The following is a 24,195-nucleotide window of genomic DNA, read 5'->3' as shown; positions in this document are numbered from 1 at the left end:
GCCTCTGCCGGAGCACCCGGAACGTCTGTCCGGATAATCCTGACTACGGTTCCATGCGCTCCGGCACCTGATCGACCCCGTCGCCTCACAGAGACGTGCTTCTCCATCGAGTGACCATCTAGGGGCTTCAGCGAGCCACGATCACCGCCGAAATCGACCAGTTTCGCCCGATTCTGGCCCGATGCGCACGCCCGCCGGCGGGCCCGCCCAGGCCGGTGCAGTCTCCGACGACGGTCCGGATTGGTAGGAGAGACGCCGTCACCCAGGTAGGCTCCGCACGGAAAACTACTCACCGCTCGCGGCGACGCCGCTGTGGGCCGGTGCGCTGCGCTGCCAAGGAGGGCGGATGCTTGAGCTGGGGGCTACGAGCCTGATCATCGTCGGGACCATCGCGGGTATCGCGGTCGTCTCACTCGCGATCGCGGTGGTGCTGCGCCGTCAGGTGCTGGCCGCGGACGAGGGAACACCGCGGATGCGCGAGATCGCCGGGGCGATCCAAGAGGGCGCGCAGGCCTACCTGCGCAGACAGTTCCGGACGCTCGGCATATTCGCCGTCGTCGTCTTCGGGCTGCTGTTCCTGCTGCCCGCGGACCCGGAGATCAAGCTCGGCCGTGCGATCGCCTTCCTCTTCGGCGCCGGGTTCTCGGCGGCGATCGGCTATCTCGGCATGTCGCTGGCGGTGAAGGCCAACGTGCGCGTCGCCTCCGCGGCCACCCGCTCCGGCGGTCGCGCCGAGGGTGCGCGGATCGCGTTCCGCACCGGTGGCGTCGTCGGCATGAGCGTCGTCGGCCTCGGCCTGCTCGGTGCGGCCGGCGTGGTGCTCATCTACCGCGGCGAGGCCCCGGCGGTGCTCGAGGGCTTCGGCTTCGGCGCCGCTCTGCTGGCGATGTTCATGCGGGTCGGCGGCGGCATCTTCACCAAGGCCGCCGACGTCGGCGCGGACCTGGTAGGCAAGGTCGAGCAGGGCATCCCCGAGGACGACCCGCGCAACGCGGCCACCATCGCCGACAACGTCGGCGACAACGTGGGCGACTGCGCCGGCATGGCCGCCGACCTGTTCGAGTCCTACGCCGTGATGCTCGTGGCCTCCCTCATCCTCGGCAAGGCCGCCATGGGCGAGCAGGGTCTGATCCTGCCGCTCATCGTCACCGCCATCGGTGCGCTCGTGGCCGTGCTGGGTGTCTTCATCACGCGAGTCCGCGGCAACGAGTCCGGCCTGACGGCCATCAACCGCGGCTTCTACATCTCGGCGCTCGTGGGTGTCCTGCTCGCCGCCATCGCGGCCTTCATCTACCTGCCCGGCACGTTCGGGGCCATCCCCGGGATCAGCGAGGACCTGGCCGGCCACGGCGGTGACCCACGGCTGATCGTGAGTGCCGCCGTCGTCGTGGGTGTCGTGCTCGCCGGCGTCATCCTGTGGCTGACCGGCTACTTCACCGGGACCACCTCCAAGCCGACCCTGCACGTGGCCTCGACCTCGCGCACCGGCGCGGCGACCGTCGTGCTCTCCGGCATCGGCGTGGGCTTCCAGTCCGCGGTCTACACGGCCGGCATCATCGCCGCCGCCATCTGCGGCGTCTTCCTCATCGCGGGCGGAAACATCTGGCTGGCCCTGTTCCTCATCGCGCTGGCCGGCTGCGGCCTGCTGACGACGGTGGGCGTCATCGTCGCCATGGACACCTTCGGCCCCGTCAGCGACAACGCCCAGGGCATCGCCGAGATGTCCGGCGACGTCGACGAGGAGGGCGCCCAGGTCCTCACCGACCTCGACGCCGTCGGCAACACCACCAAGGCCATCACCAAGGGCATCGCGATCGCGACGGCGGTGCTCGCGGCCACCGCGCTGTTCGGCTCCTACGCCGACGCCGTGGCCATCGCGCTCGGCGAGATCGCCGAGGCGGGCACCCAGATGGCCGACGGGGTCGTCGGCGCGATGGTCACCTACGAGATCATCTCCCCGATCACCCTGGTGGGCGTGATCCTGGGTGGCGCGACGGTGTTCCTCTTCTCGGGTCTGGCGATCGACGCCGTCACCCGGGCGGCCGGGGCCATCGTCTTCGAGGTGCGGCGCCAGTTCCGCGAGTTCCCCGGGATCATGACGGGCCAGACCCGGCCGGACTACGCGCGCGTGGTCGACATCTGCACGAAGGACTCGCTGCGCGAGCTGGCCACCCCCGGGCTGCTGGCCGCGTTCGCCCCGATCGCCGTCGGCTTCGGTCTCGGCGTGGGTCCGCTGGCCGGGTTCCTCGCCGGTGCTATCGGCGCGGGCGTGCTCATGGCCGTCTTCCTGGCCAACGCCGGCGGCGCGTGGGACAACGCCAAGAAGATCGTCGAGGACGGTCACTACGGCGGCAAGGGCTCCGAGGCGCACGCGGCCGTGGTCATCGGCGACACGGTGGGTGACCCGTTCAAGGACACCGCCGGCCCGGCGATCAACCCGTTGCTCAAGGTGATGAACCTGGTCTCGCTGCTCATCGCGCCCGCGGTGGTGCAGATGAGCGTCCCGGCCGACACCAACCACGCCGTCCGCATCGGAATCGCGCTGGTCGCCGCGGCGATCGCGCTGGGCGCGGTCTGGGCGTCGCGGCGCCGGGCCGGCAAGATCGACACGGCCGAGGAGATCGACAACACCATCGCGACGGAGTCGAACCCGCCCGAGCCTCACGCGACCACCGCGCCCGGCGAGGCCGTCGAGTCCGCCACGGAACGGGTCGAGCGCCGCTGAGACAGGCCGCGAGCCGTACGGACGCCGTGCCCGGCACCCGCAGCGGTGCCGGGCACGGCGTTCCTGATGTTCGCACCGTGCACGGTTCCGACGTGTGCCGATGTCCGTGACCCGTGACCCGTGACCCGTGCCCCGTGCCCCGTGACGCGTGACCCGTGACCCGCGACTCGTGGCCTGGGCGTACCTCTTGTCAGCTCCGTCCCTAGTCTGGGGCGATGAACACCCTTCCCAGCCCGCACCCACCGGCGGGCGGGCCAGTCGAGATCGACGGACTCCGCGCAGACCTCGAGCGGGCGGGGTTCACGGTCGACGGCGTCGCCGAGGTAGTCGGCGACGTGGCCGGCGCGGCGCTCCTGCGGGAGCAGCGGCTGCCTGCACTGCGTGCAGCGCGGTCAAGCTCCGATGTGGTCGCCGTCCTGCTGCGGCTCTTCGTCCTCGGAGACGCGGTCGGCCGGGCAGAGCTGGATGCCGCGCTGCCCGGGACGACGACGACCGGGGCCGAGCGGCTCGGACTGGTGCAATCGGCCGGGGGCGGCGACGACGATCCCGTGCGCGCCGTCGTCGACCTGCGTCCGTACGCCGCCCAGGACGCGGCGGGTGCTGCGCACTGGTGGGTGACCTCGGACCTCGGTGAGCTGGCCACCGGTGCGGCGCTCCGCGCCGACCACGTGCTGGGCATCGGCGGCGCCTCGCTCACGCTGGCCCAGATCACTGTGCGTACGTCCCGACGGCGGACGCTGGACCTCGGCACCGGGTGCGGCGTGCAGGCGCTGCACGCCACCCGGCACAGCGACCAGGTGACGGCGACCGACATCTCTGCTCGCGCGCTCGCCTTCGCCGCGTTCAACGCGGCCCTGGCGGGGGTCGACGTCGAGCTGCGGGAAGGCTCGATGCTCGCCCCGGTGGCAGGGGAGCAGTTCGACCTGGTGGTCTCGAACCCGCCGTTCGTCATCACGCCGCGCGCGGCGTACGACGCCGGCCTGCCGGTGATGGAGTACCGCGACGCCGGTCACGGTGGCGATGACCTCGTCGCCGATCTGGTCCGCGGCGTCGGAGCGCACCTGGCGCCGGGCGGCGTGGCCCAGCTGCTCGGCAACTGGGAGCACCACGCGGGCGAGGACTGGCGCGAGCGGGTGCAGGGGTGGCTGACCGACGAGGGTCTCGACGCCTGGATCGTCGAGCGCGAGGTGCAGGACCCGGCCGAGTACGCGGAGCTGTGGCTGCGCGACGGCGGGATGCGGCCCGAGGTCGACCGGGCGGCCTACGAGGCCGCTTACGCCGCGTGGCTGGCCGACTTCGCGGCGCGCGGCGTGGAGGGGGTGGGGTTCGGCTACCTGCTGATCGGTCGACCAGAAGCCGCACGGGCACCGTGGCGGCGCGTGGAGGAGGTGACCGGGCCGGTGCGCCAGCCGCTCGGCACGCACATGGCGGAGGTGCTCGCGGTGCGGAGCTGGCTCGCGGACCTGGAGGCAGTGCGTCCCGGCGGTCAGGTCGGGGCGGAGCTCGCCGACGAGCGGCTGGTTGTCGCCGGCGACGTCACCGAGGAGCGGTTCCTCGTCCCGGGTGCGAGCGATCCTCAGGTCCTTCAGCTGCGTCAGGGTGGCGGGCTGGGCAGGGTGGTGCGCCCTGGAACGCTTGTCGCTGGAGCCGTCGGGGCCTGCGACGGCGAGCTGACCGTCGGGCAGATCGTCGGTGGGCTCGCGGCACTTCTCGACCTGCGGGCGGACGACGTCGCACGCGAGGTCCTTCCGGCCGCCCGGGCCCTGGTGGTGGACGGCTTCCTGCGCCCGGCGTGACTCTCCACCGCTGTGACCTGCTGGGTGCATCCGTTCTTCGTGCCGTGGTCGATGAGCTCGTCACCGACACCTCCGTCGTCGCCGCGGCCACCACCACCCGCCGACGCCGCCGCCGCTACAGCCGGCGCTGCCACCGACGCGCGCCGATACCGCCGCCACAGCCGGCACCGCCGCCGCCACGCGCCGATACCGCTGCCACAGCCGGCACCGCCGCCGCCACGCGCCGATACCGCTGCCACAGCCGGCACCGCCGCCGCCACGCGTCGATACCGCTGGCACAGCCGGCACCGCCGCCCCTGCCACAGCCGTCGTCGACCGGTTCGGACGGGCACGCGGTGGGTGGCAGATCCACAGAGGTGGGGAGCGCGGACTCGAATGTCAGTGGTCGCGCATAGGTTCGATACATGTCGAGGTGGACGGGTTCGCAAGGTGGTGACACCGGTGGGTTCTGCTGCGAGCAGGACGGTTACGGTGGCCGCCCGTGCTCGCACCTGCGTGAGTTCGCGCTCGCGGTGGCGGCGCAGGAACGGGTCGAGCGTACGCGGCGGCTGTCCCGGTTGGGTTTCATAGGGTTGGTCGAGGCGGCGGACGAGGGTGACTCGGCCGCGCTGGAGGCGCTGGAGGTACTCCTCGACGGCCCGGAGGACGACGGGCCGGGCAGCCCGCCGCCCACGAGCGCGGACCCGTTGGCCGACGACCCACGGTTCTACCCGCTCCGCGACGACGGCGGGGTCCACCCGACCGGTACCGGCGCCGCCGCCGGTGCTGGGGCCGTCCATACCGGCACCATCGCTACCCCTGATGTCGCCCATTCCGTCGATGCCGTCGACGGTGTCGGCTCGGCCGACTCATCTGCTCCGACCTCGGTCGAGGGCATTGATTCCGTGGCAGTCGTTTCGGCCGATGACACCGCCGCCGCTCCAGGCACCGCGTCCGTTCGTGACACCGCCGGCGACAGCACCGGCACCGTCATCGAGGTCGACATCGACGACGCCGATACATGCGACGTCGGTGGGTCGTGGTCGCGGGTGCTGGACCGGCCGTTGACGGAGGTCTTCGCGCAGGTCGAGGCCGAGTCCGGTCGCAATCTCGGGATCAGCCTGACCGCGCTGGGGCAGGCGAAAGCGGGTCCGGTCCTGGCCGCGCTGCTCGCCGGGGTGGACCAGGACCAGATCGACCGGTTCGCGACGCTGGAGATCCTGGCCGGATACAAACGGATCGAGGCCTGGGCCGCCGCCGCCGCAGCACGGACCGCCTCGACCCTGGCGGACAAGGCCACCACGTTCCACCACCCGTCACTGCCGGAGAAGATCGACGCCACCGGGGAGGAGATCGCCCTGCGGCTGGCGATCTCCAAGACCGAGGCCAGAGACCTGGTCACCGTCGGGCACGGCCTGACCCGGGCGTTCACCCAGACCGGTGCCGCACTGGCGGCCGGGGCGATCGACTTCCGCAAAGCGGCCAAGATCGTCACCACGTTGCAGCACGCCCCGGGCCCGGTGGCTGCCGAGGTCGAGGCCGAGGTCCTGCACCAGGCCGACGGGCGCACCCCCTCCCAGCTCCAGGGCGACCTGAACAAGGCTCTGATCGCCGTGGACCCCGAGGACGCCCAGGACCGTCATGCCCGGGCCCGGGCGGGCCGGCACGTCAACCACACCAAGGCCCTGCCCGACGGCATGGCCTCCCTCTACGCCGTCCTGCCGGCCGAGGACTGTGTCACCGTCGACCTGGCCCTAGACGCGATCGCGACCACCGCCAAGGCCGCCGGCGATACCCGCACCATGTCCCAGCTCCGCGCCGACGCCATGGCCGCCATGGCCCGCGGCACCATCCACACCGGCTGGACCGGCCCACCACCACACCACACCACCACCACCGCAGACGCGCCGAAACGGAACGGCCCGACCGGTCCCGGCACGAGCGCGCCGCCCGCCGTGTCGCCGACGCCGCCGCCGACCGATGACGCCGCCCCCTCGGCCCCGGACAGTGCCGTCGAGCAGGACCCCGATGCCTCCGCCAGCACGCGCTGCCTCTCCTCCGGCAGTGCTGGGGCGGTCGGCCACCCTCCCGGCGCTGAGCAGACCAGGCAGAGCGCCCGATCCGGTCGGACAGCCGCCGCGGACAGATCAGGATCAGGGTCCGAGGGGACAGCTGTGCCCACCAGGCCGCCCGAGGGGCGAGCCGATGATCCACCACCGGGTCGACCGGACGAAGACGGCGCGGTGCCGCCGTGGTGGCCCTTCCTCCAGACCGGCGAACCGATGCGCTGTGGCAGCCCGGCCACCACCCACACCCAGATCAAGGTCACCGTCCCCCTCAGCGTCCTCCTCGCCGGCCAGAATGCCGACCGCGCCGGTACGGGCGACGGCAGCTCGGGCGACGGCGGCTCGGGCGACGGCAGCTCGGGCGAGGGCGGCTCGGGCGACGGCGGCTCGGGCGACGGCAGCAGCGCCAGCGACGGCCGCAAATGCACCACCGATGGCACCTCCACCGCCGATCACATCGGCGCCGACGACAGCGGCAACGCCCCCAACGGCCACAGCTGCACTTGCGGCGCCACCAGCGCCACGAGCAGCAACGGCAGCGGCACCGGCGAGAGCGGCAGCGGCTGCGGTGGGTTGGTCGACGGGCGCGACCGCGGCGATGACCCCACCACCGCCGCCGAGCCGTTCGACGACCCCCTTCCCGAGGTCGCGGTCCTGCACGGCTACGGACCGATCACCGGCGACGTCGCCCGCGCCCTGGCCGTCGGCGGCACCTGGCGGCGCCTGGTCACCGACCCCGTCACCGGGACCGTCCTGGACCACGGCCGCACCAGGTACCGGCCTCCCGAGGACCTCCAAGAGCACGTCCGTCTACGCGACACCACCTGCGTCCTGCCGGGCTGCTCGGTCCCGGCCCAGCGCTGCCAGATCGACCACACGATCCCGTGGTCCCAGGGCGGGCACACGGCCGATACAAACCACGGACCGCTGTGCACCCGCGACCACACCCTCAAGACCGTCGGTGCCTTCACCGTCGTCCAACCCCAGCCCGGCATTTTCGAATGGACCACCCCCACCGGCCACGTCTACCGACGCGAGACCGACGGCACCATCACCATGCTCCCCGCCCGACGCACACCACCCACGGCAGACAGTCCTGACGATGGGCCGACGCGGCAGCGCGGGGAGGACCCGTGGAACCAGCACGGATCTCAGGCGGACGACGACGTCCCGCCCTTCTGATGTGGCGAGCGCCCTGATGTGGACACCACGGAGGCCCACCGGGCTCAAAGAAGAGGTCCCACCGGGTTCATGGAGATGCCGAGACCCCAGCTCGACGACGAGAGCGACAGCGGGGAGGCTCTCGCCGTCGATCGGCGCCGGGTTCGGCTCGAATGAGATCGTGCCGACCTCGACATCCCGGCCCATCACGGGAAGGTGACTGGCCGCCCGCCGCTACATGTTCCGCCGGTACTGCCCGCCGACGTCGTAGAGGGCGTGGGTGATCTGGCCGAGGCTGTGGGTCTTGACGGCCTCCATCAGCGCCGTGAAAACGTTCTGCCGATCCCTGGCGGTTTGCTGCAGATCGGTCAGTCCGGACGGCGCGAGGGGATTCCGGGCAAGCTGCCAGGACGCGACGTCGGCGATCTGCTGCTGCTTCTCCGCCTCGCTGCTCCGGATCAGCTCGATGGGGCTCTCGATCTCACCCGCGTGCTCCCGAGGCAGGAACGTGTTCACCCCGACGAGCGGCAACGAGCCGTCGTGCTTCTTGAGCTCGTAGAGCAGCGACTCCTCCTGGATCTTCCCGCGCTGGTACATGGTGTCCATCGCGCCGAGCACCCCGCCGCGCTCGCTGATGGCGTCGAACTCCTGGTAGACGGCCTCCTCCACCAGGTCGGTGAGCTCCTCGAGGACGAAGCTGCCCTGCCAGGGGTTCTCGTTGAAGTTCAGTCCGAGCTCCTTGTTGATGATCATCTGGATCGCCACGGCCCGACGCACGCTCTCCTCGGTCGGCGTCGTCACGGCCTCGTCGTAGGCGTTGGTGTGCAGGCTGTTGCAGTTGTCGAATATCGCGTAGAGCGCCTGCAGCGTCGTGCGGATGTCGTTGAACTGGATCTCTTGCGCGTGCAATGACCGCCCCGACGTCTGCACGTGGTACTTCAGCATCTGGCTGCGCGGGCCGGCGCCGTACCTCTCATGCATCGCCCGCGCCCAGATCCGACGCGCGACCCGTCCGATGACCGCGTACTCGGGGTCCATGCCGTTGGAGAAGAAGAACGACAGATGCGGTGCGACGTCGTCGATGGCCATGCCCCGCGCGAGGTAGTACTCGACGATCGTGAACCCGTTGCTCAGCGTGAACGCCAGCTGGCTGATGGGGTTCGCCCCCGCCTCGGCGATGTGATAGCCGGAGATCGAGACCGAGTAGAAGTTCCGCACGTGCCTGTCGATGAAGTACTGCTGGATGTCACCCATCATCCGCATCGCGAACTCTGTGCTGAAGATGCACGTGTTCTGGGCCTGGTCCTCCTTGAGGATGTCCGCCTGCACCGTCCCCCGCACTGCGGCCAGGGTCTCGGCGCTGATGCGTGCGTAGGTCTCCGCGTCGACCAGCTGGTCGCCGGTCACTCCGAGGAGCGCCAGGCCGAGCCCGTCGTTACCAGGTGGCAAGGGCCCCGCGTAGGTCGGGCGCGCACGTCCCTCGAAGAGCTCGTCGAGCCGGCGCTCCGCCGCTGTCCACCGGGCAGGATCGGCCCTCAGGTACTTCTCCACCTGCTGGTCGATCGCAGTATTGAGGAACATCGCCAGGATGATCGGCGCCGGACCGTTGATCGTCATCGACACCGAGGTCGTCGGCGAACACAGGTCGAAGCCCGAGTACAGCTTCTTCATGGCGTCGAGCGTCGGAACGTTGACGCCGGAGTTGCCGACCTTGCCGTAGATGTCCGGCCGGATCGCGGGATCCTCCCCGTACAGCGTCACCGAGTCGAACGCCGTCGACAGCCGTGCCACGTCCTGGCCATCGCTGAGGTAGTGGAACCGCCGGTTCGTCCGCTCCGGGGTGCCCTCACCGGCGAACATGCGGGTCGGGTCCTCGCCGGTGCGACGGTACGGGTAGACGCCGCCGGTGTACGGGTACCCACCCGGCAGGTTCTCCTTGTGCAGGAAGGTCAGCAGGTCGCCCCAGCTGCGGTACGTCGGTGCGGCGACCTTGGGTACCCGCTCGCCGCTGAGCGAGGGGCGGTAGTTCTCCACCCGCAGCGTCCGGCCCCGCACCTGGTACTCGCCGACCTCCTCCGTGACGGCCCGCCGCCGTTCGGGCCAGGCCCGCAGCAGCTCCAGCGACTCGGCGGTCAGGGACCGCACCGCGTCGTCGTAGCGCTGCCGCAGCGTGAGGAGCGTCCGGTCCGGCTCCGGCTCGACGTCCCGGGTCGCTGATCCGCCGGCGTCGCCTGAATTACCGGCGTCGTCTGAACCACCGGCGTCGACAGCACCCGCTCTCGACGTCAGGTCCGCCGGGTCGTACGGCGCCAGCTGCTCGGGCAGTCGAGCGTCACCGAGCTCCTGCAGCGAGATCCAGCAGGCCTGGGCCCTGTCCGCAGCCTCAGACTGCCGGTCGATCGACGCACTGATGCTCCGCCCCTGCTCGGCGATCTCCGCGAGGTAGCGCACCCGGTGCCCGGGGATCAGCACCGTCGCCCGCGGCTCCCGGACGGAGGTGTCCAGATGCGGACGCCAGTCCACGGATCGCCGCTCTACGCCGTCGGGCAGCACCTCACGCAGCAGCCTGCACAGGTTCGTGAACATCCAGGTGATCCCCGGATCGTTGAACTGGCTCGCGATCGTCGGGTAGACGGGTATCTCGTCGTCGTCCACGTCGAACGCGACCCGGTTGCGGCGCCACTGCTTGCGCACGTCGCGCAGGGCGTCCTCGGCCCCGCGCCGGTCGTACTTGTTGAGCACGACTAGGTCGGCGTAGTCGATCATGTCGATCTTCTCGAGCTGACTCGCGGCGCCGTAGTCGCTGGTCATCACGTAGACCGGCAGGTCCACGAGCTCGACCACCGCCGAGTCGCCCTGCCCGATTCCCGCCGTCTCGACGACGACCAGGTCGTACCCGGCCGACCGCAGGAGCGCGATGGAGTCCGCGAGCACGGCGCTGGTCGCGACGTCGCGACGGCGGGTGGCCATCGAGCGCAGGAACACCCGGTCGCTGCGCAGCGAGTTCATCCGGATCCGGTCGCCCAGCAGAGCGCCGCCGGTGCGCCGACGCGTCGGGTCGACCGAGAGGACGGCGATCCGCATCTTCGGGAACGTCGTGAGGAACCGGTTGAGCAGCTCGTCGATGACCGAGGACTTGCCCGCCCCACCCGTCCCGGTGATGCCGACGACCGGTGCCGCTGCGCCGGCCGCCGCCCACGCGCTCCGCATCTCCTCGAGCTCAGCCCTGTCGTGCACGCCGTCCTCGAGGTCGCTGAGCAGGCGGCCCACGGCGGCCTCGTCGTCGATGTCGACCGGCCACTCAAGACCGACGGACCCGGCCGGCGCCGCTGCCCCGACCGACACCGTCGACCCGGCCGGCGCGACCGCCCCGACCGTGCCGGCCGGCGACCCGAGTGACGCCCCAGCCCCCGGCCGTTCCTCACGGGCGCGCTCCGTCCGGGCCACGACGTCCGCGATCATCTCGACCAGGCCCATCCTCATGCCGTCGTCGGGATGGTAGATCCGCTCGACCCCGTAGGCCTCGAGCTCGGCGATCTCCTGGTGCGTGATCGTCCCGCCACCGCCGGCGAAGACCCGCACGTGCCCGGCACCGCGCTCGGCGAGCATGTCCACCATGTACCGCAAGTACTCGACGTGGCCGCCCTGGTAGGAGGAGATCGCGATCGCGTCGGCGTCCTCCTGCAGCGCGGCCCGCACCACGTCCTCTACCGACCGGTCGTGGCCGAGGTGGACGACCTCGGCGCCCTGGTCCTGGATGAGCCGGCGCATGATGTTGATGGCGGCGTCGTGGCCGTCGAACAGGCTGGCGGCGGTGATGAACCGCAGCGGGCTCACGGCGGCCGGGGCCACGGTGGACTGGGCGGCGGGCATGGTCATGGAGCCTCCACACGTCGTCGGGCGGGTCCTGAAGTCTATCTCGGCGGGCGTGACGTCGGTCTCCCGCCGAGCGGGCGGTGCTTGAACGGCGGGGTGCGGCGCCGGCAGTGCTTGAACGGTGGAGCGGCGAGCCTGCAGTGATTGAACGGTGCCCGCCAGCCGACTGTGCTTTGAACGGCCGGCGCGCAACGCATCCCACCCCGACTACGTGCGGGCGCATGTGGTGCGCGTCTCGCCCTGCTCCGTGGCTCGTCTCGCGACCGTACGTCGCCGGGCCGGGATACCGTTGCGGCGTGCCCCAGACCACCGGCCCGGACGGGCACCTCTCCCGCGACGGCGCAAGCCGGGCCGTCGCCCTGGCGCTCGCCGTCCTGGCCGGTGCCGCAGTGGTCGCCGTGTGGTGGTTCTTCGTCACGACGGCGACCGGCCAGCACGTCGACGAGGTCGCGTTCGAGGGCGCCACTATCGGTCGCTGGCGCCTGGCCGAGAGCGCCCAGAGCGTCCTGGACGTCGTCTCGGTGCCATTCCTCGTCCTGGTCATCCTCGTCGGCGTGCTGGTGGCCGTCCTCAGGCGTCGGTGGCTGCTCGCCGTCGCGGTCGGCGTGATGGTCGGGGCGGCCAACGTGACCACCCAGCTGCTTAAGTACGGGCTGTTCACCCGACCTGAGCTCGGCGTATCCGAGATCGAGACCAACTCCCTGCCGAGCGGCCACACCACCGTTGCCGCGTCGGTGGCCGCGGCCGCGATACTCGTCGCGCCGCCACGGTGGCGCTGGCTCGCCGCACTCCTCGGGGCGCTCTACACCGGCGCCACCGGCGTCGCCACCATGGTCGGTGGCTGGCACCGGGCGTCCGACGTCGTCGCCGGAGTGCTGGTGGTCACCGCCTGGCTGCTCCTTGCCCAGGCAGTGGTCGGCACCGGTGGCGGTGCCCGGCGAGGCGGGGCGAGGGCGGACGCCGCCGCGGCCACCGGCCGGGCGGCGCGCACCACCAGGCTGACCGTGCACCTGCTCGCAATCGTCGGCGTCGGTGCGGGGCTCGTGGCGCTGCTGAGCATGCTCGTCATCAGCCAGGCCGATGGCGAGTCCCGGACCGAGCTCCTGCTCGCCTACGGGGGTGCGAGCGTCGGCGTCGTCGGCGTCACCTGCCTCGCAGTGCTCGCCCCGCTCGTGCTGGGCACGCGCGAGCTGCGACGGTAAGCCCACCGGACCGGGCGCAGAAAGGTGGTGCCCAACTGCTCGTCCTGAGTGCCCGCGAGCTTCGACGGTAAGCCAACCGGATCGGGCGCACGAAGGTGGTGCCGAACCGCTCGTCCTGAGTAGCCGCGAGCGGTGACGAGGGGCGGCGCGCACAGGGCGCGCGCGGATTCGCGGGCCGAGGGGAACTCTCGGCGGAGTCTGGCGACGTCAGCCCCGGGCATCCTCGTTGCGACTGTCGCCGCGAGCGCCGGTGCCAGTGCCAGTGCCAGAGCCAGTGCGAGCGTCAGTGCCAGTGCCAGTGCCAGTGCCAGTGCCAGTGCCGGTGCCGGTGCCGGTGTGGTGGTCACCTTTGGGCCGGTCGTCGTCGAACCAGCCGTGCGACTCGCGCAGGCTCTTGGCCCGAGCCTGGTCCGCCGCGCGCCGTCGGGCGGCCCGCTCGGTGGCCCGGCTGTCCCGGACCGGCAGCTGGATCGCCACGTCGGCCCGGATCCCCGCGACGAGCTGGCGGGCGCGGGCGATCTCGGTGTCGAGCTCGGCGCCGAGCAGCAGCGCCATGTTGATGATCCACAGCCACACGCAGAACACGACGACACCCGCCAGCGCCGTGCCGTAGGTGATGTCGAAGCGGTCGAAGGTCTGGATGTAGAGCCGCAGCACCAACGACACCAGAGCGACGAGCGCGAGGGCGACGACGGAGCCCGGCGACAGCAGCCGGAACCTGGGGTGCCGCACGTTCGGGGTCGCGTAGTACAGCAGGTCGACCATCAGCACGCCGGCGAGCAGCAGCACCGGCGTGCGGGCCACCTCCCAGACCAGCACCGTCGTGTCGCCGAGCCCGAGCACCGTGCCGATAGCCCGCGCCACCGGCCCCGAGACGACCAGCAGCAGCGCCACGAGCGTCCCGAACGCCACCAGGATCACCGTGGTGAGCAGGTGCCAGGCGGTCAGGCGCCACAGCGGTCGCCCCTCGTGGACGCCGTAGATCTGGTTCATGGCCCGGCCGAACGCCCCGACGTACCCCGCGGAGATCCACAGCGCCGTGGCCAGGCCGAGCGTGAACGAGAGCCCCGCGGCGGGGTGCCGCAGCACCGCCGTCACCGGTGCGCTGATCGTCTCGAGCGCCTCCTCGTCGGGCGCGAGGATGGTCAGCACGTCCAGCACCGCCTGTGTCGAGGACTCGCCCTGCCCGATCAGCGCCAGCACCGAGGTCAGGGCGACGGCGAGCGGCGGGATCGACAGCACGCCGAAGAACGTCATGCTCGCCGCACGGTCCCAGCACTCGTCGGCGAGGAACTCACGGACGGCCTTGCCGGCGATGAAGCGCTTCGACGGGCGCCGTCCCACCACCGCCGGCCTGACCGCCGGCCCCGTCTGCGCCATGACCCACCTCCCGCCCGATGTCAACGAAAGCACCACCGTGACGCCACCGCGCGCCGGGGCGCTCCGGTGAGCCCGACTGCCCGTAGGTCGCGGTGACGTTGTACCGTCAGCCGCGAACCCCCGGGTCGTCGTCACGACGCCCACCCCGACGGCCGGCCCCGAGGGCCGACCCGGATGCCAGCCACGGCCGGCCCGGATGCCAGCCCCGAGGCCGGCCCGGACGCCAGCCACCAAGAAGGAAGGTCCGCGTGACCAGCTCCCGCAAGCTCGTGATCGTCGAGTCGCCCGCCAAGGCCCGCACCATCGGCGGCTACCTCGGCCCCGACTTCGACGTCGAGGCCAGCGTCGGGCACATCCGCGACCTGCCCCAGCCCTCCGAGCTCCCCGCCGACATGAAGAAGGGGCCGTACGGCAAGTTCGCCGTCGACGTCGAGGGCGACTTCGACCCCTACTACGTCGTCGACTCGGACAAGAAGAAGAAGGTCACCGAGCTCAAGCGCCTGCTCAAGGACTCCGACGAGCTCTACCTCGCCACGGACGAGGACCGCGAGGGAGAGGCCATCGCCTGGCACCTCCTCGACGTCCTCAAGCCGAAGGTGCCGGTCAAGCGGATGGTCTTCCACGAGATCACCAAGGAGGCCATCACCCGCGCCCTCGACAGCACGCGCGAGCTCGACACCCGGCTCGTGGACGCGCAGGAGACCCGCCGCATCCTCGACCGCCTCGTCGGCTACGAGGTCTCCCCGCTGCTCTGGCGCAAGATCAAGCCCGGCATCTCCGCGGGCCGCGTGCAGTCCGTCGCCACCCGCATGGTCGTCGAGCGCGAGCGCGAGCGCATGGCCTTCCGCTCGGCGTCCTACTGGGACGTCAAGGGCACCTTCACCGGCGGCCCCGCGGACGACCGCACCGCGTTCACCGCCCGGCTCGTCACCCTGGACGGGAAGAAGGTCGCCGCCGGCCGTGACTTCGGCGACGACGGCCTGCTCAAGCCCGCCGCCGCCAAGGCCGGCACGGTCCACCTCGACCAGGCGCTCGCCACCGAGGTCGCCACCGCCCTCGAGCGCGTCGAGGCCCGCGTCGCCTCGATGGAGACCAAGCCTTACACCCGTCGGCCGGCCGCCCCCTTCACCACCTCCACCCTCCAGCAGGAGGCTTCTCGCAAGCTTCGGATGAGCGCCCGGGAGACCATGCGCACGGCGCAGGGCCTGTACGAGAACGGCTTCATCACCTACATGCGCACCGACTCCTCGGCGCTGTCCGGGCAGGCGATCTCCGCCGCCCGCCGCCAGGCCGCGGAGCTCTACGGCAGCGAGTACGTGCCGGAGAAGCCGCGCGTGTACGGCGCCAAGTCCAAGGGTGCGCAGGAGGCCCACGAGGCCATCCGCCCCGCCGGTGACTCCTTCCGCACGCCGGCCCAGGTCGCCGGCAAGCTCAGCGGCGCCCAGTTCCGCCTCTATGAGCTCATCTGGAAGCGCACCGTCGCCTCGCAGATGGCCGACGCCCGTGGCTCCACCGCCACCGTGCGGCTCGCCGCGAGGCCGGAGCTCGCCGGCGACGGCGGCACCCGCACCGCCGCGGCCGAGCTGACGGCGTCCGGCACGGTCATCACCTTCCGCGGCTTCATGGCTGCCTACGAGGAGGGGCGCGACGCCGACCGGTACGAGAAGGACGACAAGGACGCCCGGCTGCCGAAGGTCAGCGAGGGCGACGCCGTCACCACGGACGAGGTCACCGCAGAGGGGCACGAGACCACCCCGCCACCGCGCTACACCGAGGCGTCGCTGGTCAAAGCCATGGAGGAGCGCGGCATCGGCCGGCCCTCCACCTACGCCGCGACGATCTCGGTGATCACCGACCGCGGCTACGTCGAGCGCCGCGGCCAGGCGCTCGTGCCGACCTGGCTGGCCTTCTCCGTGGTGCGCCTGCTCGAGGAGAACCTGCCGCGCCTGGTGGACTACGACTTCACCGCCGAGATGGAGTCCGACCTGGACCGCATCGCCGCCGGCGCCGAGGACCGGGTCGGCTGGCTCGCCCGCTTCTACCGCGGCGACGACGCCACCGACCGGCCGGGGCTGAAGAACCTCGTCGAGGGGCTGGGCGACATCGACGCCCGCGCCGTCAACAGCATCGACATCGGCGGCGGCATCACCCTGCGCGTGGGTCGCTACGGTCCGTACCTCGAGACCGCCGGCACCGACGGGCAGGAGGGCCGGCGCGCGTCCGTGCCCGACGAAGTCGCGCCCGACGAGCTCACCGTCGACAAGGCCCGAGAGCTCCTCGAGAAGCAGGCCGACGACGGCCGCGAGCTCGGCACCGACCCCGCCACCGGGCACACGATCATCGCGAAGAACGGGCGCTTCGGCCCCTACGTCACCGAGGTCCTGCCCGAGGACGACGACGCCACCGACGCTGCGCCGTCGGGGACCGCGGCGAAGAAGAAGCCCGCCAAGAAGGCGGCGAAGGTCAAGCCGCGCACCGGGTCGCTGCTCAAGTCGATGCAGCTGGAGACGGTCGACCTCGAGCAGGCCCTCAAGCTGCTGAGCCTGCCGCGGGTGGTCGGCGCCGACACCGAGGGGGTGGAGATCACCGCGCAGAACGGCCGCTACGGCCCCTACCTCAAGAAGGGCACCGACTCGCGCTCGCTGGCCACCGAGGAGCAGATCTTCGACATCACCCTGGAGGAGGCGCTCGCGATCTACGCCCAGCCCAAGACACGGCGGGGCGCCACCGCCAAGCCGCCACTCCGCGAGCTGGGCGAGGACCCCACCACGGGCAGGCCGGTGGTCGTCAAGGACGGGCGGTTCGGCCCCTACGTGACCGACGGCGAGACGAACGCGACCCTGCGCAAGGACGACGACGTCGAGTCGATCACCCCCGAGCGCGGATACGACCTCCTCGCCGAGAAGCGTGCCAAGGGACCCGCCAAGAAGCCGGCCCGCAAGCCCGCCGCGAGGAAGACGACGACCAAGAAGGCGGCGACCACCCGCAAGAGCCCGGCGAAGAAGGCCTGATGGCGCACCGGACGCCCCCGGCACGCACCTTCGTGGTGCTTGCCGTGATCTCCGGCTCGGTGATCGCCGCGTCGGTGCTGGCCTGGGTCATGCACCTGATCCCCTTCGAGGTCTTCATCGGCGTGGTCGGCCTCGTCGTGGTGGTCGAGGCGATCGTGATCCTGCGGACCGTCAGCCGCGTCCGCGCCGAGGCCGCCGACCGCCGCGTCGCCGGGAGCGAGAGCCCGGCCCGGGCCGACCGCGACCCCGACACCGACGTGAACACCCTCGGCGCCTCCGGTGCCGACGAGCTCGGCTACGACCCGATGGCCAAGTTCCGCCCGCCGAACGACTGACAGCCGTCGGCGCCCACGCGGAGGTGCCCGACGTCAGGCACCCCGAGGCTGCCGAGACCCGCCGTCCGGCACACCCCACGGCGCGCGGCCCGCCCCCGAGCTCACCGCGTAGCCTGACCCCATGAGCGCCCAGGCGACGACGCCCACCCTGCCCGTCCCGCCCGATCCGCACGACGCCCCGCCGCTGCGCTGGGGGATCCTCGGTGCCGGCGGCATCGCCAACCGGTTCGCCCGCGAGGTCCCGGAGAGGTCGGCACAGCAGGTCGTGGCGGTGGGCTCGCGCAGCCTCGACCGGGCCGCCGCGTTCGCCGCGACGCACGGCATCGGCTCCGTGCACGGCGGCTACGCCGAGCTCGTGGCCGACCCGCAGGTCGACGCCGTCTACGTGGCCACCCCGCACAGCCTCCACCACGAGCACGCCCTCCTCGCCCTGGAGGCCGGCAAGCACGTGCTGGTGGAGAAGGCCTTCACCCGCAACGCCGCCGAGGCCCGCGAGGTCCTCGCCGCGGCCGAGGCGCGGGGGCTCTTCGCGATGGAGGCGATGTGGTCGCGGTTCCTGCCGCACCTGGTGGCCCTGCGCGCCGTCGTCGCGTCCGGCTCCCTCGGCGAGATCCTGTCCGTGCACGCGGACCACGGCCAGCGCCTGGACAAGGTCGAACGGCTCCTGGCGCCCGAGCTCGCCGGCGGGGCCCTGCTCGACCTCGGCGTCTACCCCGTGTCCTTCGTCCACAGCCTGCTCGGCGCACCCGCCGGGGTCCACGCCGCCGGGGTGCTCACCGACCGCGGGGTCGACGCCCACGAGGCGATCACGCTCACCTACACCGGCGAGCACGAGCGGGTCGTCGCCGTGTGCACGGCGAACATGTGGGCCCGCAGCGCCAGCTCCGCCTCCGTCGTCGGCACCGCAGGGCGGATCGACGTCGCCGGTGCCTTCTTCGTCCCCAACAGCTTCGTCGTCACGCCGTACGACGGCGAGCGGTGGATGTGGCCGCGGCCCGGGGACGTCGACGGCGGCGGCTTCCAGCACCAGGCCGCCGAGGTCGCCCGGTGCGTGGCCGCCGGCGAGCTGCAGTCGGAGACCATGCCGTGGCAGGCCACGATCGAGGTCATGGAGACGATGGACGAGGTGCGTCGTCAGCTCGGGGTGGCCTACCCGGGGGAGTGAAGACCGGCGGCGGGTGCTTGCGCGCGGGTGCCCTGAGCTACCGCCCGGGGTGCTTGCGCGCGGGGTGCCCTGACCTATCGCGGCCCGCCGGGTGCTTGCGCGCAGTGCCGTGCGCCATCACGGCCCGCCGGATGCTTGCGCGGGGCCCGGGCGATCGCGGGCGAGACCTGGCCGCGGCTGTCGCGGGTGAGACGTGTCCGCCTCGGCCTGAGCGCGACGCTCCGACAGGTACGCCCGGACGCGCGGGTCCGGCGTGAGCTCGATGGCCCGGTCGTACGCCGCCGCAGCGCCACCCTGATCACCCGAGCGGGCGAGCAGGTCCGCGCGCGCCGCGTGGAGGGGCTGGAACCCCTCGCCCGGGGCGGCGAGCTCCTCCAGCAGCGCCAGCCCTGCCGCCGGTCCGTCCAGGTGGGCGACGACGGCGGCGTGCGCGACGCGGGCGCCCAGGCTCGGCGCCGTCCTCAGCAGGGCGGCGTAGAGCGCACGCAGCGCCGCCCAGTCGGTCCGCCCGGTGCGCAGCCGCTCGCAGTGGACCGCCTGGATCGCCGCCTCCAGGCGGAACCGGCCGGGTGCCCCGGTGCGGCCGGTCCGGTCCGCCCGGCGCAGGTACCCCTCGCCCTCGGCGACCAGGACGGCGTCCCACGTCGACGGGTCCTGGTCCTCGAGCGGCACGTACCGCGCCGTCGCGCGCGTGGTCCGCGCGAGCGAGAGGGTGACGAGCGCCGCCAGTCCCCAGGCCTCCGGCTCGGTCTCCAGCAGCGTCGCGAGCGTGACGGCGAGGTAGTGCGCCTCCCCGGCGAGGGACATCGCCTCGGCCGCCTCCGGCCAGGCGATGGCGTAGCAGCCGTAGACCGCCTCCAGCACCGCGGGAAGTCGCTCGGGCATCGCCTCGACCCCGGGAACCACGAACGGGATCCCGGCTCGTCGGATCCGTCGTTTGGCGCGGACGAGCCGCTGGGCCATCGTCGCGGCCGGCACGGCGTAGGCCGCCGCGATCTGGGCGGCTTCGAACCCGAGGACCGTCTGCAGCATCAGCGGGGTCCGGACGGGCTCCGCCAGCGCCGGGTGCGCGCAGACGAACAGCAGCTCCAGCCGGCGGTCGGGGAGCGCGTCGAGGTCGAGGTCGAGGCTCACGCCGAGACCGCGGTCGGTGGCGGCGTCGAGCGGTGCGGCGGTGCGGTGGGCCGCCGATCGCCAGACGTCACGCTGCCGGTTCCTGGCCACGGTGAGCAACCACCCCTCGGGGTTGTCGGGGACGCCGTCGCGCGGCCACGTCCGCAGCGCCCGCTCGAAGGCATCCGAGAGCGCGTCCTCGGCGAGCGCGAGGTCGCCGGCCGGTGCCGCCAGGATCGCGACCAGCCGCCCGTAGGAGGTGCGTGCGGCCAGCTCGGCCGCCGCCCGCACCTCGGTGGGCGTCACGTGCTCGGGCGCCACACGCCGTCGACGACGTGGGTCGCGCCGGGCCGGATCTCCACCGGGCCCCACGCGATCGACGGCGCCTGGCGCGCCCACGCGAGGGCGGCGTCCAGGTCGGGGACGTCGATGACGACGGTGCCGCCGAGCTGCTCCTTCGTGTCCGCGAACGGACCGTCCTGGATCTGCAGCCGGTCGTCGACGAGGCGCAGCGTCGTCGTCTCCGAGGAGGGTTGCAGCACCTCGGCGCTGATCAGCACCCGGGCCCGCTCCAGCGTCTCGGCGTAGGCGGCGAAGGCGCGCATCCCCTCCTCGATCGCCTCGGCGCCCAGGTCCTCCCCGGTCGCCTCGGGGTAGTGCAGCAGCAGCGTGTAGCGCATGGGTCCATCCTCCTCGGTCGATCGGATGCTGACACTGCCGTGACGATCGAGGGCCCCGACGATCGACACCCCGCCGGGACGGATGTCCGACCTCCGCCCGGCTGAGGACGACGGCGGGAGGTGTCCTCTCCCACGGCTACCCTGACCGGGTGAGTCCCGAGGTCCCCGCCGCCGTCCCTTCCGCCGCCGATCGTGCGCACCCTGGGCGCCTCGTCTCGCTCGAGGGTGGTGACGGCGCCGGCAAGACGACCCAGCGCGACCTCCTCGGGGCCTGGCTCACCGACCTCGGGCACGAGGTGGTCCTCACTCGCGAGCCCGGCGGGACGGCCCTCGGGCAGGTGCTGCGCGACGCCGTCCTGCACGGCGAGGACGTCGACCCGCGCACCGAGGCGCTGCTCTACGCCACCGACCGCGCCCACCACGTGCACAGCCTCGTGCGGCCGGCGCTGGCGCGTGGCGCCGTCGTCGTCACCGACCGGTACCTCGACTCCTCGGTGGCCTACCAGGGAGCGGCTCGCTCGCTCGGCGACGAGGAGATCCGCGACCTCTCGCTGTGGGCGACCCGCGGGCTGCTGCCCGACCTGACGGTGCTGCTGGACCTCGACCCCGCGATCGCCGCTGCCCGGCGCACGGGTGCGCCCGACCGGCTCGAGCGCGAGTCCCTGGACTTCCACGCCCGCGTGCGCGAGCACTTCCTGGCGCTCGCCGCTGCCGAGCCGGACCGCTTCCTCGTCCTCGACGCCGCCGCGGCGCCGCAAGAGATCCACGCCGCCGTCCGCGCCCGGCTCGCTCCGCTGCTGCCCGCACCGGCCTCCGCGGCCGGTTCGTCCGGGACCGCCCGATGAGCGTCTGGGACGAGGTCGTCGGCCAGGAGCAGGTCGTCGCCACCCTCCGCGCCGCCGTGGACGCGTCCCGCCAGGCGACGGACGACTCGGCCACCCGGTCCATGACCCATGCCTGGCTCATCACGGGTCCCCCCGGTTCTGGCCGGTCGGTGGCCGCCCGGGCGTTCGCCGCCGCCCTGCAGTGCACCGACCCGGACGAGCCCGGCTGCGGGCACTGTCACGGCTGCACGACGGCGCTGGCCGGCACGCACGCCGACGTCGCCCTGATCTCGACCGAGAAGGTCGTCTTCAGCATCGACGAGATCCGCCCGCTCGTCTCCCAGGCGCAGCGCGCGCCGGCGCAGGGCCGGTGGCGCGTGATGCTCATGGAGGACGCCGACCGCATGATCGAGCGCACGTCGAACGTGCTCCTCAAGGCCGTCGAGGAGCCTCCGCCGCGCACGGTCTGGCTCCTGTGCGCACCCAGCCCGGAGGACGTCATCACCACGATCAGGTCGCGCTGCCGGGCCGTGCACCTGCGGGTCCCCGACCCGCGCGCCGTCGCCGACCTCCTGGTGCGGCGCGACGGCCTCGACCCCGACGTCGCCCTGAGCGCCGCACGCGCCGCCCAGTCCCACGTCGGCCTGGCCCGGCGCCTGGCGCGTGACCCGGAGGCCCGTGAGCGCCGTCGTCGGCTGCTCGCCGTCCCGACGGCGATCCGCGGGGTCGGTGACGCCGTGCTCGCCGCCGCCGACCTGATCGAGGTCGCCGGCGCCGACGCCAAGGCAGCCACCGAGGAGCGCGACGCCGCGGAGAAGGCCGAGCTGCTGCGCAACCTCGGTGCCGAGGCCGGTGCCCGGCTGCCTCCTGCCCTGCGCAGCCAGGTCACTCAGCTCGAGGGCGAGCAGAAGCGGCGCGCGACCCGCGCCCAGCGCGACGTGCTAGACCGGTCCATGGTGGATCTGCTCTCGCTCTACCGTGACGTCCTCGTCGTCCAGCTCGGCGCGGACGTCGACCTCGTCAACTCCGCGTTCGGCGACGAGATACGCCGGCTCGCGGCCGGCACGACGCCGGAGCAGACGGTGCGGCGCATGGATGCGGTAGGGGTGGCGCGCGAGCGGCTGGCGGCGAACGTCGCTCCGCTCCTCGCCGTCGAGGCGATGATGGTCGCCCTGCGACCCCAGGGCTGAGGAAGCATGCCGCAGCTGTGCCCGAGGCGGTGTGTGTTCTCCCACACCCCCGGATGGCAGGCCAGGTCACGGGTCTGGCAGCAGGTCACGGCGTAGCGGTCTGTGGGGCAGCGCGTCCGGCATCTTCTCCGCCAGGTAGCGTGCAGACGTGCCCGCTTCCCGCCCTGCCCGCGTTCTTGTCGCCCTCGCTGCCGCCGCGCTCACGCTGTCGGCCTGCTCCGCCGAGCCGGATCGGGGCGACGACCCGACGGTGACACAGGTGGGGCCCGACGCCGCACCGGGCTCCTCGGTGCCCGCCGGCCTCGAGGAGTACTACGGCCAGGAGCTGACCTGGGAGGCGTGCGGGGACTTCGAGTGTGCCGAGGCGACCGTCCCGCTCGACTACGAGGCGCCCGACGGCGAGAGCATCACCCTGGCGCTCAAGCGGCTGTCGAGCGACGACGACGCGCGGGTCGGATCCTTGCTGATCAACCCGGGCGGGCCCGGCAGCTCGGCCCTGGACCTGGTCGAGGCGGCGCCCGCCATGTTCGGTGCTGACCTGCTCGCCGCATACGACGTCGTCGGGTTCGACCCGCGCGGAGTGGGGGACTCCACGGCGATCGACTGCGTGAGCGACGCCGAGCTTGACCGGCTGCGCAGCGCGTCCTACGACACCGAGACCGACGAGGGCCTGCGCGCCTACCGCGCGGACTCCGAACTCATCGCCGACGGCTGTGCCGAGGGCTCCGGGGACCTGGTCGCACACGTCGACACGGTCTCGGCCGCGCGCGACATGGACGTGCTGCGCCACCTGCTCGGCGAGGAGCGGCTGGACTACCTGGGCTTCTCCTACGGCACGTTCCTCGGTGCGACGTACGCCGACCTGTTCCCCGAGCAGGTGGGAAACCTCGTGCTCGACGGTGCGATGGATCCCTCCCTCGACAGCCACCAGATGACCCTCGACCAGGCGATCGGCTTCGAGGAGGCGCTGCGGGCCTACGTCGCGGACTGCCAGGCCGGCTCGGAGTGCCCGCTCACCGGAGACGTGGACGGCGGCGTCGAGCAGGTCCAGACGCTGCTGGAGCTCACCGGGGACACCCCGTTGCCCACGGCCTCCGACCGAGACCTGACTGCCTCGCTCGCCCTGTCCGGCATCCTGCTGCCGCTGTACGACAGCACCACGTGGTTCGTCCTCACGGCCGCATTGGAGCAGGCCATGAACGAGCGCGACGGCTCCCAGCTGCTCTTCCTCGCCGACCTCATGGCCTCGCGCGAGGCCGACGGCACCTACTCCAGCAACTCCACGGAGGCCAACTGGGCGATCAACTGCCTCGACCATCCCAGCACCGGCGACCTCGCCGACTGGGAGGTGCAGGCGGACGAGCTCGCCGAGGCCGCCCCCACGTTCGGGCCGGCGCTGAGCTATGGCGGCATGCTGTGCGACAGCTGGCCGGCCGAGGGAGTCGACGCCGGCGCCCTGACGGCCGCGGGCTCCGCGCCGATCATGGTCGTCGGCACCACGGGCGACCCGGCCACGCCCTACCAGTGGAGCGTCAGCCTTGCCGAGCAGCTGGAGAACGGCTTCCTCGTCACCTACGAGGGCGAGGGGCACACCGCCTACGGCCGGTCCAACGACTGCATCGCCGGCGCGGTCGAGGACTTCCTGATCCACGGCACGGTCCCCGAGGAGGGACTCACCTGCTGAGTGCAGGC

At 72.4% G+C, this 24,195-nt stretch carries 14 protein-coding genes; 10 read left to right on the top strand and 4 right to left on the bottom strand.

Features of this window, described 5'->3' with window-relative positions:
- Positions 1–346 precede the first annotated feature (346 nt).
- The 3 genes from GD748_RS02630 (at position 347) to GD748_RS02620 (ending at position 7,748) form a co-directional block, all read left to right on the top strand.
- On the top strand, positions 347–2,725 hold the full coding sequence (locus GD748_RS02630) for a sodium-translocating pyrophosphatase (RefSeq protein WP_152193635.1): 2,379 nt from the start codon (positions 347–349) through the stop codon (positions 2,723–2,725).
- A 215-nt stretch (positions 2,726–2,940) separates the two neighbouring features.
- Positions 2,941–4,521 carry a DUF7059 domain-containing protein gene (locus GD748_RS02625; protein WP_152193634.1) on the top strand — a complete coding sequence of 527 codons (1,581 nt, stop codon included), beginning with the start codon at positions 2,941–2,943 and terminating at the stop codon, positions 4,519–4,521.
- Positions 4,522–4,925: 404 nt separating this feature from the next.
- On the top strand, positions 4,926–7,748 hold the full coding sequence (locus GD748_RS02620; RefSeq protein WP_152193633.1) for an HNH endonuclease signature motif containing protein: 2,823 nt from the start codon (positions 4,926–4,928) through the stop codon (positions 7,746–7,748).
- Between the two features lie 213 nt (positions 7,749–7,961).
- Here GD748_RS02620 and GD748_RS02615 read toward each other — a convergent pair whose 3' ends face one another.
- Positions 7,962–11,606: a methylmalonyl-CoA mutase family protein gene (locus tag GD748_RS02615; RefSeq protein ID WP_152193632.1), complete on the bottom strand. Its 3,645-nt coding sequence runs from the start codon at positions 11,604–11,606 to the stop codon at positions 7,962–7,964.
- Positions 11,607–11,899: 293 nt separating this feature from the next.
- On the opposite strand from GD748_RS02615, the gene GD748_RS02610 reads away from it, so the two are divergent.
- Positions 11,900–12,805, top strand: coding sequence for a phosphatase PAP2 family protein (locus tag GD748_RS02610; protein WP_193312787.1), 906 nt, complete (start codon positions 11,900–11,902; stop codon positions 12,803–12,805).
- Positions 12,806–13,012: 207 nt separating this feature from the next.
- Here the strand turns inward: GD748_RS02610 and GD748_RS02605 are convergent, their stop codons facing one another.
- Complete coding sequence (locus tag GD748_RS02605; RefSeq protein ID WP_152193630.1) at positions 13,013–14,185, bottom strand: YihY/virulence factor BrkB family protein; 1,173 nt, start codon at positions 14,183–14,185, stop codon at positions 13,013–13,015.
- Positions 14,186–14,433: 248 nt separating this feature from the next.
- On the opposite strand from GD748_RS02605, the gene topA reads away from it, so the two are divergent.
- From topA to GD748_RS02590, 3 genes are all read left to right on the top strand, one after another.
- Positions 14,434–17,196 carry a type I DNA topoisomerase gene (gene topA, locus GD748_RS02600; protein ID WP_152193629.1) on the top strand — a complete coding sequence of 921 codons (2,763 nt, stop codon included), beginning with the start codon at positions 14,434–14,436 and terminating at the stop codon, positions 17,194–17,196.
- On the top strand, positions 17,196–17,531 hold the full coding sequence (locus GD748_RS02595; protein ID WP_152193628.1) for a hypothetical protein: 336 nt from the start codon (positions 17,196–17,198) through the stop codon (positions 17,529–17,531). Before topA ends, GD748_RS02595 begins: the two co-directional genes overlap by 1 nt.
- 121 nt (positions 17,532–17,652) lie before the next feature.
- Complete coding sequence (locus tag GD748_RS02590) at positions 17,653–18,696, top strand: Gfo/Idh/MocA family protein (RefSeq protein ID WP_152193627.1); 1,044 nt, start codon at positions 17,653–17,655, stop codon at positions 18,694–18,696.
- A gap of 117 nt (positions 18,697–18,813) precedes the next feature.
- On the opposite strand, the gene GD748_RS02585 is transcribed toward GD748_RS02590, so the two are convergent.
- Both GD748_RS02585 and GD748_RS02580 read right to left on the bottom strand, forming a co-directional pair.
- Positions 18,814–20,115, bottom strand: a complete 1,302-nt coding sequence (locus GD748_RS02585; protein ID WP_152194341.1) for an RNA polymerase sigma factor — start codon at positions 20,113–20,115, stop codon at positions 18,814–18,816.
- Positions 20,112–20,489, bottom strand: a complete 378-nt coding sequence (locus tag GD748_RS02580; RefSeq protein WP_152193626.1) for a YciI family protein — start codon at positions 20,487–20,489, stop codon at positions 20,112–20,114. Before GD748_RS02580 ends, GD748_RS02585 begins: the two co-directional genes overlap by 4 nt.
- Before the next feature lie 149 nt (positions 20,490–20,638).
- Here GD748_RS02580 and tmk point away from each other — a divergent pair, with 149 nt between their 5' ends.
- The 3 genes from tmk (at position 20,639) to GD748_RS02565 (ending at position 24,187) form a co-directional block, all read left to right on the top strand.
- Positions 20,639–21,334, top strand: a complete 696-nt coding sequence (gene tmk, locus GD748_RS02575) for a dTMP kinase (RefSeq protein WP_152193625.1) — start codon at positions 20,639–20,641, stop codon at positions 21,332–21,334.
- Positions 21,331–22,503 carry a DNA polymerase III subunit delta' gene (locus GD748_RS02570; RefSeq protein WP_152193624.1) on the top strand — a complete coding sequence of 391 codons (1,173 nt, stop codon included), beginning with the start codon at positions 21,331–21,333 and terminating at the stop codon, positions 22,501–22,503. Before tmk ends, GD748_RS02570 begins: the two co-directional genes overlap by 4 nt.
- Before the next feature lie 148 nt (positions 22,504–22,651).
- Positions 22,652–24,187: an alpha/beta hydrolase gene (locus GD748_RS02565; RefSeq protein WP_152193623.1), complete on the top strand. Its 1,536-nt coding sequence runs from the start codon at positions 22,652–22,654 to the stop codon at positions 24,185–24,187.
- Positions 24,188–24,195 lie beyond the last annotated feature (8 nt).

It is taken from the genome of Georgenia subflava (genome assembly GCF_009193155.1).
GTDB classification, from domain to species: domain Bacteria; phylum Actinomycetota; class Actinomycetes; order Actinomycetales; family Actinomycetaceae; genus Georgenia; species Georgenia subflava.
Note: the sequence above shows the minus strand (reverse complement) of the source record. Positions and strands in the feature narration are given on the sequence as shown.